The organism is Exiguobacterium sp. EA-TM-5, assembly GCF_053878415.1.
Map to the genome: position 1 here is coordinate 1,992,156 of NZ_CM132670.1, position 14,582 is coordinate 2,006,737.

Below are 14,582 nucleotides of genomic sequence, written 5' to 3' on the forward strand. Positions count from 1 at the left end.
CCCGATATTCCTTCATGTAGACGAAGGAATATCGGGTTATTTGTCGTCGATCGCTAAAGGACGAACGAATAAGGCGTTCAAGTGATGGACAAGGACGTGACGCAATCGTTCTTTCGGGAGACGTTCCGGGCGAAACAGTGCATGAAAGGCTAACCCATCAACGAGTGCTGCGAGTCGTTCACTCTCAAGCTCGATGTCGATACCTGCTCGGAGCGTACCGTCCGGAATCCGTGTCAGTAATACGTGACACATGTGGTAAATATCGTCCGGATTCTCCGTCGCTTGCGACGCATACGCAGACATCATGAATTGGAACCAGACCTGCATCTCCAGCTGATGCTCAGGTGCGTATGGCAAGACTTCGAGTAAGACGTCGCATAACGTCTCTTCTGGTGTTCCTCCTTTCTCGAATATGAGTGTAATGCGTGCTTGGACCCGTTCTTGGACGAGTTGCATCGAGAAACGGAGCAATTCTTCTTGGGTCGTGAAATAATACCGTAGTGCTCCAAGCGACAGACCGGCTTCCTTGGCAATCGTCCGGACACTGGCTTGTTCAATACCGACATGAGAAATCGTACGCCACGTTGCTTCCGCGATAAGGCGTTTTCGTTCTTCGTGGTTGACTTGTTTTGGCATACATTCAGTATATCAGCTTTTTTAGCACGAATGTATTAAAAAGACTGGTCAATTGAGACGGGTGATGTTATCTTTATGATACAGTCGTATTAAAAAAGGAGATGATCACAATGCAACTCGTCGCGTGGGCAATCGTTTGTTGTGAAATTCTATTTTGGGTATTCATCGTTGCAGGATTAATCGTTCGTTATGGATTCAGGCGAGAGAAACTCGGCTTTCGTCTTATGGCAATGTCACCCGTCATTGATATCGTTTTACTTGTCTTAACGGTGTTTGACTTAAGTCGCGGTAGTACAGCGACGCTTGCCCACGGACTTGCTGCAATTTACATCGGCGTCTCACTCGCATTCGGGAAGCAGATGATTGCCTGGGCGGACGGGGTGTACCGTCGGGTGATCCTGAAGGAACAAGTAGCAAAAGAACGCATATCGCGTGCGCGACGGGAACGCAATGGATTCTATCGGCACATCCTGGCATTCTTGATTGGTGGTGCCTTACTCGGAGCCATGATTCTCTGGCTCGGAAATACTGAACAGACCGAAAGCCTCTTGCGGACGTTACAACTGTGGGGACTTGTTCTTGTAATCGATGGTGTCATCTCGATGAGTTACACCGTATTTCCAGCTCGTTCCAAATAAAAACGAACCTTGGCTGTCAGCGGTCGACAGTGAAGGTTCGTTCCCGAATCGTATTCGTATGTACTTGTTTCCGGGCGTCGATCGAATCCCGAATGTGGATGATGTAGCGACGTCCTTTTTTGTATCCTGTGCGCGGTGGTTTGATTCGGATTTCTTTGCCGTCCAGAACTTCAATCTCTGTTTGCATCCGCTCACCATTTGAATCCGTCACGGTGACCGTACGGTTTGAGACCTGCTCCTTACGTAGTCCTTTCGCATATTCAATATCGAAGGTATGATACGAGGAGATCGAGCGGGCGCGGGATTTAAAGTGTGGCTCGTCCGTGCGTTCTTCAAGGGAGCAATAGCACCCCGTAAACAACAGACTCGCCGAGAGGAGTATCGAAAATAGATGTTTCACGAAAACGCTCCTTTATGTATTTGGTAATTTTAGTATAAGACAATTTTTAGGGTACGACAATCCTTCTTGAGACTGAATCATCACCTCTATTACATTTTAGGAGGTCCGTGCTATAATCGACCGAGAGAAAGGAAGCGATACACCATGCCAGTTCAACCAGACCAACGCGAGATCATCGTCTCGATTCGAACAAGCTATGACTTTAAAGCCGATACCGGTCGTGCGATCCGCGTCATCGAATTTCACGGACGCCGAACGACATTGTTCGATTCATTCGAAGCGTCATCACCGAAACGAATGATTTTGATTGAGATGATCCGTGCCGTTCAATCGTTTAAGGAGCCGTTCCATATCATCTTCAACGTTGAATGTAACTTCGGCTTCAAGTACTTGACGGATCAGCGGAAATGGGAAAACCGAGACGTCGGCAATACGTTCCTCGACTTGATCGAACAAGGCGGTCATACGTATGAATTACGCGATAGCTCATTTTATGAAGGTGGAAAAGCCCTCCAAAAATGGCTCGGTAACACATTGAAACAAAATAGCTAACAAAAAGGCTGATTCCATAGTGGAAATCAGCCTTTGTCTGTTGTATCGATCGTCTCACTCTCGAGATAACGATACAGTGTACTTTTACTAATGCCCGTCTGTTCACGTATGTCTGCGAGCGAATAGTTTTTACTTTGATACATCGCAATCGCGCGACGGACGTTCTCGTCTGCTTTCCGGGGACGCCCCGTCTGTTTCCCTTGTTCTTTCGCCTTTGTGATTCCGGCACGGGTCGACATACTGATGACGTCACTTTGTAACTGAACGAGATGCCTTGCTGTTTCAAGAAACGACAAGGATGCCCGCTCGTTCGTCCGAATCTGTTCGCGAAGTGACCAGATTGTTGCACCACGTGCCTCCATGTGCTCGAGCATCTCGATTAAATGCCGCGTCGAGTCTGCTAGGACATAGAGATGCGTGACGATGACTTCGTCGCCCGCCTGAAGCGTCTCAAGCATCTGTTCGAGTTCCGTTCGTCGTTTGGCCGAATCATGGGTCTCGATGACACGTGTCGTCACATCGATCCGGTCCGCTTCTGCTTGTTGCATAGAACAATCTGGATCATCCGGGTAGGGTCTCATGTAGAAATATTGCATGAAGTGAGCTCCTCTCTGTCGATCAAGATCGACGTCAGTTCCTCATCAGTATACCGTATTCTTGCCTTCGTGCCGCAAAAAACCGAAAACACGTCTTTCTTCTCATGTTCGGTTCGACTAATTTGTGGTAAATTGAGTGGAAGTATTGTTCTATCATTCATTCTTTTCTAAATGAGGTGCTCATCGTGAATAAAGAAGATCATCAACTCGCCCGTCAACTTTTGACGACGTATTTCATCGGTACACAGTTAGCAACGGTCCATGTCGCAGGATACGTCACGCTGGAGTTTATCAATCTATTCGATACGACAGCTCCTGAACTCCGACTCCGGATCGAGACGGATCGTTTGTTTTATGGGGATGTCGAGACGACGCAGGATTGGGTCGTCCGCCATGCAACGAAGGAAGAGATGTTGCACTTGATCGTCTCGCTTCACGCAGAACGGATCACAGGTGTCCGGATCGGAAAGACCGCACCGCATCTATTCTTGACGTTCAGCAACGGACAAACGCTCGTCTTGAATGGGTCGGATACATACTATGAATCGTGGGCAATTGATATCGGTCTCGCACCACACCGAGCTGACGCAACGATCGTTGCTGTGCCAGGTGACGAACTGGCCGTCTTCTCCGGCATTGGTGAACAAATTGAAGACTGAGTGGACACGTGATGAGTGGCAAGACTGGATCATGCAGCTCGTTGCGTCACGTTATCCGGATCACTGTGCCGTCTTATTCGCTGGAAGCCATGTAAGAGGGCAGGCGACCGCACAATCCGACGTCGATTTGATCATCTTTGAAGCAAGTCGACGACAAGCGTTTCGGGAGTCGTTCATCCATGACGGTGTACCGGTCGAAGCGTTCGTTCATTCGTTCGAGACAATCCAGCCTTTTTTCGAAAGTGACCGAGAGCGTGGACGCCCGTCATTGCAACGAATGATTGCGGACAGTTGGACGATCGAAGATCATCCGCACCTTGCGTTTATCCGCAAGGAAGCTGTTCAGCAATTGGCAGACGGACCAATCGCTTGGACGAATACAGAACAAGAGCGCGCACGGTATTTTTCAAGTGATTTGCTCGACGATTTCGAGAGTGTGACGAATCGCGCGGAAGGTCTTGCGATTGCGTCGCGTTTGTATGAACAAAGCATCGAATTCGTCCTTCGCGCCAATCGTCGCTACATCGGACAAGGGAAGTGGGCGATCCGTGCTCTTGCGGAGTTTGACGAAAACTATGCGAGTCGACACACAACAGCATTCGAGTTGTATTATCAATCGGGTGACCGAAGAGAAGTCGTCGCGTTAGTCGATGATTATCTCGCACCATTCGGCGGGCGTTATTTTGACGGCTTTACGCTAGGTAAAAGATAACAAGCACAAGCATTTAAAAGGAGGCACGCTTTCGGTCGTCAATCGAAAACGTGCCTCTTTATCATTCGTTGCTGTTTAACGCCAATGCGACGGACGGAGTAAGCGACGCGGTAACTGTGTCGCGGCATTGCCGATTGCCGAATTGATTTGTGCCTGTGTCAAAAAGAGCGCGTCTGTCAGATCCGCGTCTTTGACGTTACAGTCTCGCAAATCAGCTCCGAGAAAGTTGACCCCGCGCAGTCGGCTATTCGACAAGTTCGTCGCAAGCAACCACTGATTCTGAACACTGGCACCTGAGAAATCACGTCCTTGTAGCTGTTTTCCGACCCAGTCACGTGGTGTCTGATCGCGTCTTCCGCTATACTGAGCTTGAACACGCGATGCAATCGATTCAAGGAGCGGTCGGACGGTTTGACGAACAGACATTAAATCAATCCGTTCAAATTGATCGGCTGGTAATGCCGCATACCGGGTCATTGCGGCAAGCATCTCATCGAGTTGATCATGGATGTCACGCGTGATATCGCGTTTCCCGTCGGTTATGTACCACATCATTTCAAACAAATGAACCATCTTCGGGAAGGCAGCATAGATCGCTTGGCGTCGCTTGGGTGCATAATCGCCTTGAAACGTCTGCTGTGAGAGATGTTGTCCCGCACCGAAACAATCATAGACGGTACAGCCTTTGTAGCCGCTGTCACGTAACTGATCATGGATACGACAACTGTAATCCGCATCAAGATTACGACACGGTGTCGCTTCTGGTTTATCGTGACCAAAATCACTGGATTTCGAAAAAGCAAGTGCTGTACAACATAAACCAAAACACTTCGTACAATCAATCTGGAACGTGGGTTCCATCGTATTCACCTCCATTACTACTATATCAAGAAAGGAGTTTGGACATGCTGCAATTTCAACTTAAGGAAAATGAGGACGGACAGGATTGGCTCAGACAACAAGTCCGTCAATACAATGTCGAGCGTTCACCACTTCATGCGACAAAACGCTCTGAGGGAACACAAGCCGTCACATTACTTGCGACGCGTGACGATCAACCAATCGGTGGCATCTCAGGGGAAATGTACTGGGGCTGGTTACATATTGAATGGTTCTTCGTCGTCGAAGAGGAACGGGGAAGCGGGCTCGGTACTCAGTTACTCCGTCAACTGGAGGAATGGGCACGAGCAGCGGGTGTTCAGCGAATCCGCGTCGAGACGTTCTCATTTCAAGCGCTTCCGTTTTATGAGCGACAGGGATTCGTCGAAGTCGGACGAATCGATGACTATCCACCAGGGATGAGCAATCACCTGCTCGTCAAACAGGTCGACTGATGAAACGGCGTCTTTTCCTCATCTTATTGTTCGGTATCGTGCTCGGAACGCTGACGGGGATGCATCCACGTCAAGAGACCGTTTCCTTTACGGCGAAGCAAGTCGCCAAGTTATATACACAGATGACAAACACACCAGTCGAAGCGCGTGATGTCTACTTCGTCGAACGACTATCTGACCATTATGCCGTCGCATATCTTGAAGCGAAGCATGACCGCTTGTTTCTGCTCCTACAACAAACCGGTGAGGAACAGCGGATTGATCGAGTCATTCGCGCCAAGCAGACGACGGAGGCGGATTGGTTCGAGGGACGTTTACTTGCGACGCCGGAAGGTCGGTATCTCGTCGCCTACGGCATGAATGCCTCAAAACAAATGAAAACGATCCGGTTTGAGCCGTATAAGACGACGGCTGATGGGGAAGCACCATTGCGTCCGATGCAACGCTCATTGCCGGTAGCAGATCAGGAACGTTTCCATACCGTCCAACCGTTACCGGATGCCTTCCCGCATTCGCTCTATTTCGAGATGATCGCGACGAGCGTTGACGGAAAAGAGACGATCCAACGCTTGACGTTACCAAGCGATAACGCATCCGCGTTTTCAACGCGTGTTGACTTTTAGTATACTGAAGACGAAAAAAGGGGGAAGGTAACATGTGGATCGTCATGAACCAGTTACACGTCGTTAAAGGAGCTGCAGATCAGGTCGCAGCGCGTTTTAAGACAACGAAAGGAATCGAACGGATGGAAGGGTTCCACCGGATGCAAGTGCTCGTTGATATCAGTCAGGAGCATGAAGACATCGTCACGATCATGACGACATGGTCGAATCAAGCGGCGTTTCATGCATGGCAAGAGAGTCAAGCGTACAAAGGTGTGCACCATAAGCGGGATAACGGAACGTCCGAAGTCAAACCGCTCGTCACCTCAAATACCGTCACAGAATATGCGATCGTCGCCGATCACGGCGCCGTAACAGAATGAACACAACACCCCTTGGGAGGACGACTCTCAAGGGGTGTTGTATAGTACATTAAAATAGATTGTTTTTCCGTAATCTGGGTATATTCTAACAAACAGACGAAACGAGGTGGCACCGCATGGTATATCGTAAACCTGTCGTCTCTAGCCTATCCGTCCTCAGTGGCATGATCCTGCTCTTTGGTTTCTTGACGAGCGGTGGATTCATCTATCTCTACTTCTTCGTCTTACTGTTCGCTTGCGTTTCCTTCTTACGTGAACCGTTGACGCGTAAAGAATGGTTGCGCGAAGGGATTGCCTTCATCTTCTGGTGTTCCTTGATTTATTTGCTGCAACATCTCGTCTTCATGGCGTGAGTCATTTTTCGTATTGCTCGAACAAAGCAAGGAGGATGTCACGACCTGTCGCCGATAGGTGAATCGACACGTCACGCTTCGGATCTTTTAAATAAACATCGGTCTTTTTGACACGCTTATCGAGATAAACTTCGTATTGTTGTCCTTTCACTCCATCTCGGAATGTCAAGTATTTCCACTTCGCCCGTTTTCCTCGTACGTCAGCCTGTTCACTTGTCTTGATTGCTTTTTTTAATTTCCCGGATTCATCACTGGTCATCATGATCATATGGTCCCAATCGAGACCTTTCTCCGAAATACGATTTCCTTGATCATCTTCTTCAAAACGGACATGCGAGAACTGTCTTTGATGGATCAACGTCATTTCTTCATTATCCACAACAAGATCATCTGTTGTTTGATTCGGTTCTTGGAGTTCAGGTGGTTGTTCAGTCGTGTGTCGAATCGATAATTCGTAGCGGAATTCGCGTCCGTTTTTCTCCGTTGCGATGACCGTTCCATAATGCTCGGGTGTTCCGTCACCCGGAATGAACCGGACCTTTCCTGGATGTTTCATTGAATGGATCGGGTGTTCCGCACGCCGTCCACCATACAACTGTGGTATTCGAACCGAAACGTCGTATGTCGAACCGAATTGTTGATTGTAGACGAGATAGAGATTGACATCACGGGTGAACGGTGTCAGAGAATTCGCGTACGCAAAAGTCGTCGTCCGTGCCTCTTTTTTTGTGACATCCGTCGCCTCGATGACTAGGTAACCTGATCCTGGAAGTTCTAATGTTCGAGCAGAATGATCTGCGATCGTCTCATCAGGATTAAACCAGTCGTCTTTTTTTAATACAGTAGGCTTCATATTAAATTTCTTCCGCTGTGGAGTCAGAGCAGTCTTCTTGAAGACATCGTCTTTCTTTGGTAATGGATAGTACCCGCCTTTAAACGATGTCTGACAATATAAATACGTCTTTTTTCCAGCTTTCACGTAACGAACGGTTTGACCTTCATAATCCTCGAACGGATTCGTCATCATGACGGAATAGATATCGCCGACAGCGTAATCGGTAGGTGCATCGCTCACTTTAGACGCGCACGTTTTTTGGATGACAGTTCGTTCTTTAGCTGACAAGGTGCGAGATTCTTTTTCGTTGAATTGCCCTCCGTCATACATTTGCGATAAGTAATCCCATTTAAAATTTGGGGCGTCACTTTGGCAACCGCTTAATGCTAGTGTTGCTCCAAGTGTGAGTCCGATCCAGTAACGTTTGTTCATTTGTTAAGCACCTCACTGAGTGCTTCACTTGTCGTACCCGACAGCTTCGCACCGTTCTTTGATCCTGGTTTAACGACATAGATTTCAAGCTTTTTGGCGCGTTTGCGTTCAAATAGCTCGAACGTTTGGCTTTTTCCTTGGCGCATCAATGTTAATTTTTTCTGATTTAGTTTCGTGCCCTGTGGCTCCATGACGTCGGTCTCTTTTAATTCCTGAGCGATTTTTTTCGCTAATTTATCCGGTATTGCCGAGACAAACTTATAATCGCTCTCGACGAGCTGTTTCGGTGATTGATGGATAAAACCGACATAGCTGGTTGGCGATGTATCAAAGAATACGTATTTGTAATTCGCGGGTTTTTCGTAAGTCGGATTGAGACGCATATAAATCGATGTTTCCTGAATGATTTTGCCTTCTTCTTTCTTCCGAACAGTCGCAAAAGGAACCGTCTGTCCCACTGAAAGTGTATCAGGAAGTTGTTTTCGTTCGATTTGATACGATTGCCCCATCACATGATCTTGAATGACGGATGGAATTCCGATACGATCACCACTGGTCATTAGTTCGATTGATGTGTGCTGCAAACCACTATTCGGAATGACACGAAAAGCTAAATTCAATTCGGAACCGGATAGGGATTCGGTCGTCTCAAAAAGTGTTTGTTCGTCGTCCTTACTTTTGTCTTTCATGAAAAGAACGAATTGACCTTCCGGTGGTAAGGACAGCTGGTAGGACGGGAAGAGGTAATGTCCCATCTCTTTCGATTGCTTACTTTCTTCATTCTCCTGTTTTTGCTGATCCATTACTTTTTTTGGTACAGGTTTAAAGCGGACAATCGTCAATTTAGCTTTAACCGGTTGTTTTGACCAATCGACGAATGGATAATCACTTCGTTTAATCTGATGGACCGCATAATCCGCATGGCGTATCGGCTGACATGCCAGATAGTCTTTTTTTTCGTCTGATAGGAAACGAGCGTGTTGGAACTCACGCCCTTGGATATTTGCAGGTAGGAAATACAAATCGAATCCTTCGTGTTGCACGTATCGGTCAGGTAAGCGCTTCATGTCAGATTTTTGCTGACAACCCTTCAACAAAGCAGCAGTTTGTTTTTTCGGGATATCCGGTATCTCTTGACCATCAAAGGTAGTCGAAATACCGCCCCAGTAATTGGCATCGTATGTAAGATCTAAGTATTGTTCTTTACCGCATCCGGCAAGTAGGACTACGCCTGCGAGAATACCGGTATGTATATAGCGTCTCATGGAAAACCTCCTTTATCCTAGTGACTATATTTTACCATAATTTCTAGAATAGACAGAATTTTCTATAATACTTTAGCATCAAGATGTTTGACATCTCTTGACTCGGGAATAATAGATGCATGCACGGTCAATCTATTACTATGGGGGTTTTATGATGGGTACATTCATTCAATCAGTTGATGGCACGAAGATTTACGTCGAGGATGTCGGATCGGGTCAACCGGTCGTCTTTTTACACGGCTGGCCTGCAAACAACAACATGTTCGAGTATCAAAAGAATCTGCTCGTCGAAGAAGGGTACCGTTACGTTGGGATCGATTATCGTGGTTATGGCAAATCAGATGCACCAGCAACGGGATACGATTATAAGACGATGGCGTCCGATATCAATGAAGTCATCGAACAGCTGAAATTATCGAATGTCACGTTGCTCGGTTTCTCGATGGGAGGAGGAATTGCCTTGTCCTATCTCTTGCAATACGGGGATTCAAAAGTCAGCAAGCTTGTTCTCGCCGGAGCCGCAGCCCCTGTCTTTACACAACGCGACGGCTATCCATACGGGATGACAAAAGAAGAAGTTGATGCATTGATTGCCGACACGAAACAAGATCGTCCGTCGATGCTCAAAGGATTCGGGGAAATCTTCTTTGCGAAGGAACATCCAGAACCACTCCAACAATGGTTCCATGGTCTTAGCATTGCCGCTTCGTCACACGGTACGATTCAGTCAGCAATTGCATTACGTGATGAAGACTTACGTGGAAAACTCGGGAACATCAAAGTCGATACGTTGATCATCCACGGTAAAAAAGACCAAGTTTGTCCGTTCGAGTTCGCGGAAGAAATGCAAAAGGAAATTCCACATGCACGACTCGAAGTCTTCGAAGAGAGTGGGCACGGGATGTTGCTCGACGAACAAGACAAGTTCAACGAGACGTTGCTGTCGTATGTCAAAGGAAACCAAACGGTCTAATCCAAAAACAAGCAGTGGACAGTGTCCATTGCTTGTTTTTTGCATAAAAAAGTGTGCGCCGGCGCATACTTTTAAGAACGATACTTCCGCATGAACCGTTGATCAATCCAGCGCTTGAGGTACCAACCGAACGGATGAATTGAGAAATATTTGCCATACAGGGAAACCGCATGACGTGGTCCCATCGATAAAATCGTTAAATAGTGTTTCTGAGGACGATACGACTGAAGTGGTTCCTCCTGTAAGAAGTGAAGAAGATTTTTAAGTAATATCGGAGCTTGCCGGACCGCTGTGACGCCATTTTTCGGAATCTCGGGATAGGAGACAAGTGTTGCTGCGTCACCCGCTGCAAATAGACCCGGATGATCGAGCGCTTGCAACTGTTCATTGACGAGTAGGAATCCGTCTTCCGTGTAAAGATTGCTACCTGCAAATAATGCCGGTGCTTTGGCACCCGTTAAGCGGATGATCGCATCCGAATTAATTGGTGAGTGATGTGAAAAGTGAAGAGGAGACACCTCGTTCAGTGGTCGTTCCCGAATCCAGTACACATCGAGTTCTATTAACCGTCGTGAAACAGCTTTTGCTGATGGATGTCCTGAAAGTAACTCTGGATCCGTGATCAGAGTGATCGGTACACCCGCTGCTTTCAAGGACGCTGCCATCTCGACGGCAGCTGCGCCGCTTCCAATGACGACCGGACACTTTGCTTGTTGCAGACGCTTTAATGTATCCGGTAAGCGATAATTCGGCTTGATCGATAAACGCGTCGTATCTTCTGTCCAGTCAAACGAGCCAATGTTCGTTGAAGCGACATCATACGTGTAGTGTCTGCCAGATGCACCGAAGACAACTTTTTCAACAGGATCAATCTTTACGACAGTCTCTTCTATGAATTGTTTATCATGGGCATGACATAAAGCGGCAACGTCGACACGAATTTCATCGATATCGTATGTTCCGTCAGCAAGTCCTGAGTACATACCCGAGTAGTATTGATACGTCGATGCGTTCAAGATCAACCACTCGACGTCTTCTGTTGGTCCCTCTGTAATGCAATGCAGATGGGCATGACCTGCACCAATCAAGATGATTCGTTTCATGTCGTTCTCCTTCAGTCTGTCTTGCTAAAGTGTACCCGGATACGGGTGGTGGTAATCATAGCAAAAAGATGAGACAAATGAACGACACGATGGCGAGTAGATACATGATATCCCGACGACTAACCTCCGGAATTTCATAATACGTCCGCTCTGCTGAGAAGTGCCGTGCTTCCATGGCGATGGCCATCCGTTCTGCTCGCTGGATTGAACGTGTAAAGAGAGGTAAACCGATCGACAGAAAGGCGTCACCTGGGAAGCGACTGTGAACGTTGCGGATCATCCGGACTTGTCGTAAGACTCGCACCTCTTCGATTAATTGCGGAAGAAAGCGGATCCCAGCGAGAAAGCCATAGGCGAAGCGGGGCGATAACTTCGTCTGATGAATTAAGCTCATTACAAACTGTGTCGCATCAGTCGTTGTGACGAAGGCGAGGCTCAAGCAGACGAACGCTGCCATTCGTAAGGCGAGCAACCAGCCATGCATGGTGCTCTCTGTCGTGACATGGAACCAACCGAATGACCAGATGGTGTCTGTTCCTTTACCGAAAGCAGCCATCATCCAGAATGTCAGCACGAACAACAAACTGTAAGGCGCGAGCCGTTTCAAGAAATCGATGGGACCCCAGCCGGACAGAAGTAACAAACCAATTGCCAATCCAAGGAACACGAGCGTCTTGACCCAATCGGTTGTTGCAATCAGGGCAAACATGATCAAAAATAATCCGCTTCCTTTGATGACAGGATTGAGCTTAGCGAACAGGGATGCGTTCGTTTGCAATGTGATGCACCTCCTGACGTTGGTAACAAAGCGGACGTTGGAGCTGACAGCGCGTAAGTAAGGCAATATCAGCGAACAATTCGTTCGGACGACCATCAAAAACGATACGTCCTTGCTCCATGACGAGAACACGATGGGCGTAACGGGCGACGAGCTCCATATCATGCGTTGCCATGACGAGCGTCGTCCCATGCTGTTGTTCCGTTTGCAATTGCTCGATGAGACGCTCGGTCGTCAATCCGTCCTGTCCGAAGGTCGGCTCATCAAGTAATAACAAATCTTTCGCCTGTCCGAGCATCGTTGCGACACTGAGCCGTCTTTGTTGCCCGGTACTGAGAGCAAGCGGCGATTGTTGTTTGACAGATGTCAGTTCCAAGCGATCGAGTAACGCCTTCCGTTCGTCGCTCGTCGCTACCCGGTGACTCCAGTCGATTTCCGCTTCGACTGTCAGCTTGAGAAACTGCAGATCCGGTTGTTGAAAGATGTAGCCGACTTGTTCGTAAAAACGACGCTTGGAATACCGGTGAGCCGGACGATTGCGGAATTGATACGTTCCGCGCTGAGGTAGCAACCGACCGAGTGTCGCGAGTAGCGTACTTTTTCCGGAACCATTTGCTCCAAGTACCATGACCCATTCACCCGTTTGAAGTGAAAACGTCGCACGGGTCAGCGGATAAGGTGCTTTTGTCGACAATTCAGAAACGTGCAACAAGGGAGTTCCTGCTGTAACGACAGGGGGAGGCGCAAAAAGTCGTGCCGCTTGTGGTCCAGCTGGTAATGTCTCGATTGTATAAGGAAAGAGCGACGGAACGGCGATGCCTTTCGCTTGAAGCCGCACGTAGGCATGCGGGAACAGATCCCGTGGATGCGCTGTCTCGGTAATCGCTCCGTCTTCAAGTAAGACGACTTGGTCGACATACGGTAAACAGACATCGAGTTGGTGCTCGATTAAGACGATCGTTAAATCGTGTTCTTTCTGGATTTGAAAGATCAATGCCATCAGTTCGTGTTGCCCGATTGGATCAATCTGCGCCGTTGGTTCATCGAGCAGTAGAATGGTTGGTTCGAGTGCTAGGACTGCGGCGAGCGCGAGGCGCTGTTTCATCCCCCCGGATAGACTCGCGATCGGTGTCGAGAAGGGGAGAGGGAGACCGACGAGTGCGAGTAAGCGTTCAATTCGTTCCTCCATCTCCGCACTTGGAATCGACCGGTTTTCTAAACTAAAAGCGATTTCGCGTCCGATCGTTTCCATGCAGAACTGTTCTTCTGGATTTTGAAATAAGACTCCGACCGAACCGGACCGGGTAACGGTACCAGTCTGTTCGACTTCAATCGTCTCCGGTGTCAGTCCGGCTAGGGCATGAAGCAGTGTCGTCTTGCCACTCCCACTGCGTCCAAGCAAAAGGGTCGTTCCTTGTTCGATCGTCAGCGATACATGATCGAGCACCGATTTCATCTGACCCGGATAGCGGATGCTGAGGTCGTCGACAGTAATCATGCGACTTCCCGTTTCGCACGTCCGGCTGCAAAACCACTTAACACACCAGTCGCAACGAGGCGACGGACGAGAATCCATGCGAGTAAGCCCCCAAGTAACGCACCGCTGATCAATTGTAAGCCAATCGTCGCGAGTAACGTCGTCGTCGTATAATAACTGAATCCGTTTGCAATCAGACTGTAGACGATACTTCCGACGGCTGCTCCGACACCAGACAACATCAGTGTCCATGCGTCATAACGACGGTAACGCGTCATCGCAAAGACGAGTTCCGCACCAAGACCTTGGCAGACACCAATTAACAGTGCCGATAAACCGAAGTGACTCCCCGTGAACAGCTCAACGGCTGCCGCGACGACTTCCGCAATTAAAGCGGCTCCTGGCTTTTGGATGATCGCTGCGACAAGTGGACTTGCGATGATCCAAATTCCGAACATCCAGTTAGCACCGACGGGACCGAAGATCGCAGACATCGGTAACCACAGTGTCGACCAACCGAGATAGATGACACCGCAAGCGACGGCGAGCATCATCATGACCATGATTTCTTTCATTTTCCAGTGTTGCATTAGATACGTCCTCCTTAGAATGGGGGAGACAACAAAAAAGACCGCCCTCCGTAAAAAAGAGAGCGGTCCTCAGAAAAACTGCGCGCAGCAGGAGTCATTGGATGTGATCGCTCCACTTTCCTACGCTAGTATGAACTAGATCAGGTTCGAAGGGTCCGAAGTGAATCGTCTCAGCCAATGGGCTCCCCTAGTGGATATAGTGAATAGTTGATACGCTGTTCACTTTAGGCAATCTTCTGTCTATTGTCAAGACACAAAAAAACG

At 48.3% G+C, this 14,582-nt stretch carries 19 protein-coding genes and 1 riboswitch; of the genes, 9 read left to right on the forward strand and 10 right to left on the reverse strand.

The features are described from left to right. Positions 1-36: 36 nt before the first annotated feature. Positions 37-636 carry a TetR/AcrR family transcriptional regulator gene (locus ACV3PA_RS10320; RefSeq protein ID WP_456124609.1) on the reverse strand — a complete coding sequence of 200 codons (600 nt, stop codon included), beginning with the start codon at positions 634-636 and terminating at the stop codon, positions 37-39. Between the two features lie 110 nt (positions 637-746). Here ACV3PA_RS10320 and ACV3PA_RS10325 point away from each other — a divergent pair, with 110 nt between their 5' ends. After that, positions 747-1,274 (forward strand): hypothetical protein, encoded by a 528-nt coding sequence (locus ACV3PA_RS10325; protein WP_290786835.1) that lies wholly within the window; start codon positions 747-749, stop codon positions 1,272-1,274. 16 nt (positions 1,275-1,290) lie between these two features. Here ACV3PA_RS10325 and ACV3PA_RS10330 read toward each other — a convergent pair whose 3' ends face one another. Continuing rightward, the gene (locus tag ACV3PA_RS10330; protein ID WP_238236181.1) at positions 1,291-1,674 is read right to left on the reverse strand and encodes a hypothetical protein; all 384 of its coding nucleotides are present in this window, start codon (positions 1,672-1,674) and stop codon (positions 1,291-1,293) included. A 144-nt stretch (positions 1,675-1,818) separates the two neighbouring features. On the opposite strand from ACV3PA_RS10330, the gene ACV3PA_RS10335 reads away from it, so the two are divergent. Continuing rightward, on the forward strand, positions 1,819-2,226 hold the full coding sequence (locus tag ACV3PA_RS10335) for a hypothetical protein (RefSeq protein WP_456124610.1): 408 nt from the start codon (positions 1,819-1,821) through the stop codon (positions 2,224-2,226). A gap of 26 nt (positions 2,227-2,252) precedes the next feature. On the opposite strand, the gene ACV3PA_RS10340 is transcribed toward ACV3PA_RS10335, so the two are convergent. Further along, positions 2,253-2,822, reverse strand: coding sequence for a recombinase family protein (locus tag ACV3PA_RS10340; protein WP_238236180.1), 570 nt, complete (start codon positions 2,820-2,822; stop codon positions 2,253-2,255). Between the two features lie 185 nt (positions 2,823-3,007). Here ACV3PA_RS10340 and ACV3PA_RS10345 point away from each other — a divergent pair, with 185 nt between their 5' ends. Next, positions 3,008-3,481, forward strand: a complete 474-nt coding sequence (locus tag ACV3PA_RS10345; protein ID WP_195865025.1) for a hypothetical protein — start codon at positions 3,008-3,010, stop codon at positions 3,479-3,481. Further along, complete coding sequence (locus ACV3PA_RS10350; RefSeq protein WP_456124611.1) at positions 3,471-4,193, forward strand: nucleotidyltransferase domain-containing protein; 723 nt, start codon at positions 3,471-3,473, stop codon at positions 4,191-4,193. The genes ACV3PA_RS10345 and ACV3PA_RS10350 overlap by 11 nt, the downstream gene beginning before the upstream one ends. A 75-nt stretch (positions 4,194-4,268) precedes the next feature. Here ACV3PA_RS10350 and ACV3PA_RS10355 read toward each other — a convergent pair whose 3' ends face one another. Then, positions 4,269-5,054 (reverse strand): pentapeptide repeat-containing protein, encoded by a 786-nt coding sequence (locus ACV3PA_RS10355; protein ID WP_456124612.1) that lies wholly within the window; start codon positions 5,052-5,054, stop codon positions 4,269-4,271. Positions 5,055-5,098: 44 nt separating this feature from the next. Here ACV3PA_RS10355 and ACV3PA_RS10360 point away from each other — a divergent pair, with 44 nt between their 5' ends. The 4 genes from ACV3PA_RS10360 (at position 5,099) to ACV3PA_RS10375 (ending at position 6,865) form a co-directional block, all read left to right on the forward strand. Then, entirely contained in the window at positions 5,099-5,527 is a 429-nt protein-coding gene (locus ACV3PA_RS10360) for a GNAT family N-acetyltransferase (protein WP_456124613.1), read from the forward strand. Then, positions 5,527-6,150: a hypothetical protein gene (locus ACV3PA_RS10365; protein ID WP_456124614.1), complete on the forward strand. Its 624-nt coding sequence runs from the start codon at positions 5,527-5,529 to the stop codon at positions 6,148-6,150. Before ACV3PA_RS10360 ends, ACV3PA_RS10365 begins: the two co-directional genes overlap by 1 nt. Before the next feature lie 32 nt (positions 6,151-6,182). Beyond that, a complete protein-coding gene (locus ACV3PA_RS10370) occupies positions 6,183-6,512 on the forward strand; it encodes an antibiotic biosynthesis monooxygenase (protein ID WP_456124615.1) in 330 nt (109 codons plus the stop codon). A 116-nt stretch (positions 6,513-6,628) separates the two neighbouring features. Then, positions 6,629-6,865 (forward strand): hypothetical protein, encoded by a 237-nt coding sequence (locus tag ACV3PA_RS10375; RefSeq protein ID WP_406747775.1) that lies wholly within the window; start codon positions 6,629-6,631, stop codon positions 6,863-6,865. A 1-nt stretch (position 6,866) separates the two neighbouring features. On the opposite strand, the gene ACV3PA_RS10380 is transcribed toward ACV3PA_RS10375, so the two are convergent. Continuing rightward, positions 6,867-8,132 (reverse strand): hypothetical protein, encoded by a 1,266-nt coding sequence (locus ACV3PA_RS10380; protein WP_456124616.1) that lies wholly within the window; start codon positions 8,130-8,132, stop codon positions 6,867-6,869. Continuing rightward, entirely contained in the window at positions 8,129-9,397 is a 1,269-nt protein-coding gene (locus ACV3PA_RS10385; protein WP_456124617.1) for a hypothetical protein, read from the reverse strand. The genes ACV3PA_RS10380 and ACV3PA_RS10385 overlap by 4 nt, the downstream gene beginning before the upstream one ends. A 154-nt stretch (positions 9,398-9,551) precedes the next feature. Here ACV3PA_RS10385 and ACV3PA_RS10390 point away from each other — a divergent pair, with 154 nt between their 5' ends. Continuing rightward, positions 9,552-10,370 (forward strand): alpha/beta fold hydrolase, encoded by an 819-nt coding sequence (locus tag ACV3PA_RS10390; RefSeq protein WP_456124618.1) that lies wholly within the window; start codon positions 9,552-9,554, stop codon positions 10,368-10,370. A gap of 71 nt (positions 10,371-10,441) precedes the next feature. Here the strand turns inward: ACV3PA_RS10390 and ACV3PA_RS10395 are convergent, their stop codons facing one another. From ACV3PA_RS10395 to ACV3PA_RS10410, 4 genes are read right to left on the reverse strand one after another with little or no spacing between them, the layout of a single operon-like run. After that, positions 10,442-11,473 (reverse strand): NAD(P)/FAD-dependent oxidoreductase, encoded by a 1,032-nt coding sequence (locus ACV3PA_RS10395; RefSeq protein WP_456124619.1) that lies wholly within the window; start codon positions 11,471-11,473, stop codon positions 10,442-10,444. A 55-nt stretch (positions 11,474-11,528) separates the two neighbouring features. After that, positions 11,529-12,251: an energy-coupling factor transporter transmembrane component T family protein gene (locus tag ACV3PA_RS10400; protein WP_456124620.1), complete on the reverse strand. Its 723-nt coding sequence runs from the start codon at positions 12,249-12,251 to the stop codon at positions 11,529-11,531. Beyond that, positions 12,223-13,749: an ABC transporter ATP-binding protein gene (locus ACV3PA_RS10405; protein ID WP_456124621.1), complete on the reverse strand. Its 1,527-nt coding sequence runs from the start codon at positions 13,747-13,749 to the stop codon at positions 12,223-12,225. Before ACV3PA_RS10405 ends, ACV3PA_RS10400 begins: the two co-directional genes overlap by 29 nt. Beyond that, positions 13,746-14,318: an ECF transporter S component gene (locus tag ACV3PA_RS10410; protein ID WP_456124622.1), complete on the reverse strand. Its 573-nt coding sequence runs from the start codon at positions 14,316-14,318 to the stop codon at positions 13,746-13,748. Before ACV3PA_RS10410 ends, ACV3PA_RS10405 begins: the two co-directional genes overlap by 4 nt. 100 nt (positions 14,319-14,418) lie before the next feature. Further along, positions 14,419-14,517, reverse strand: a riboswitch (TPP riboswitch). Positions 14,518-14,582: the final 65 nt, after the last annotated feature.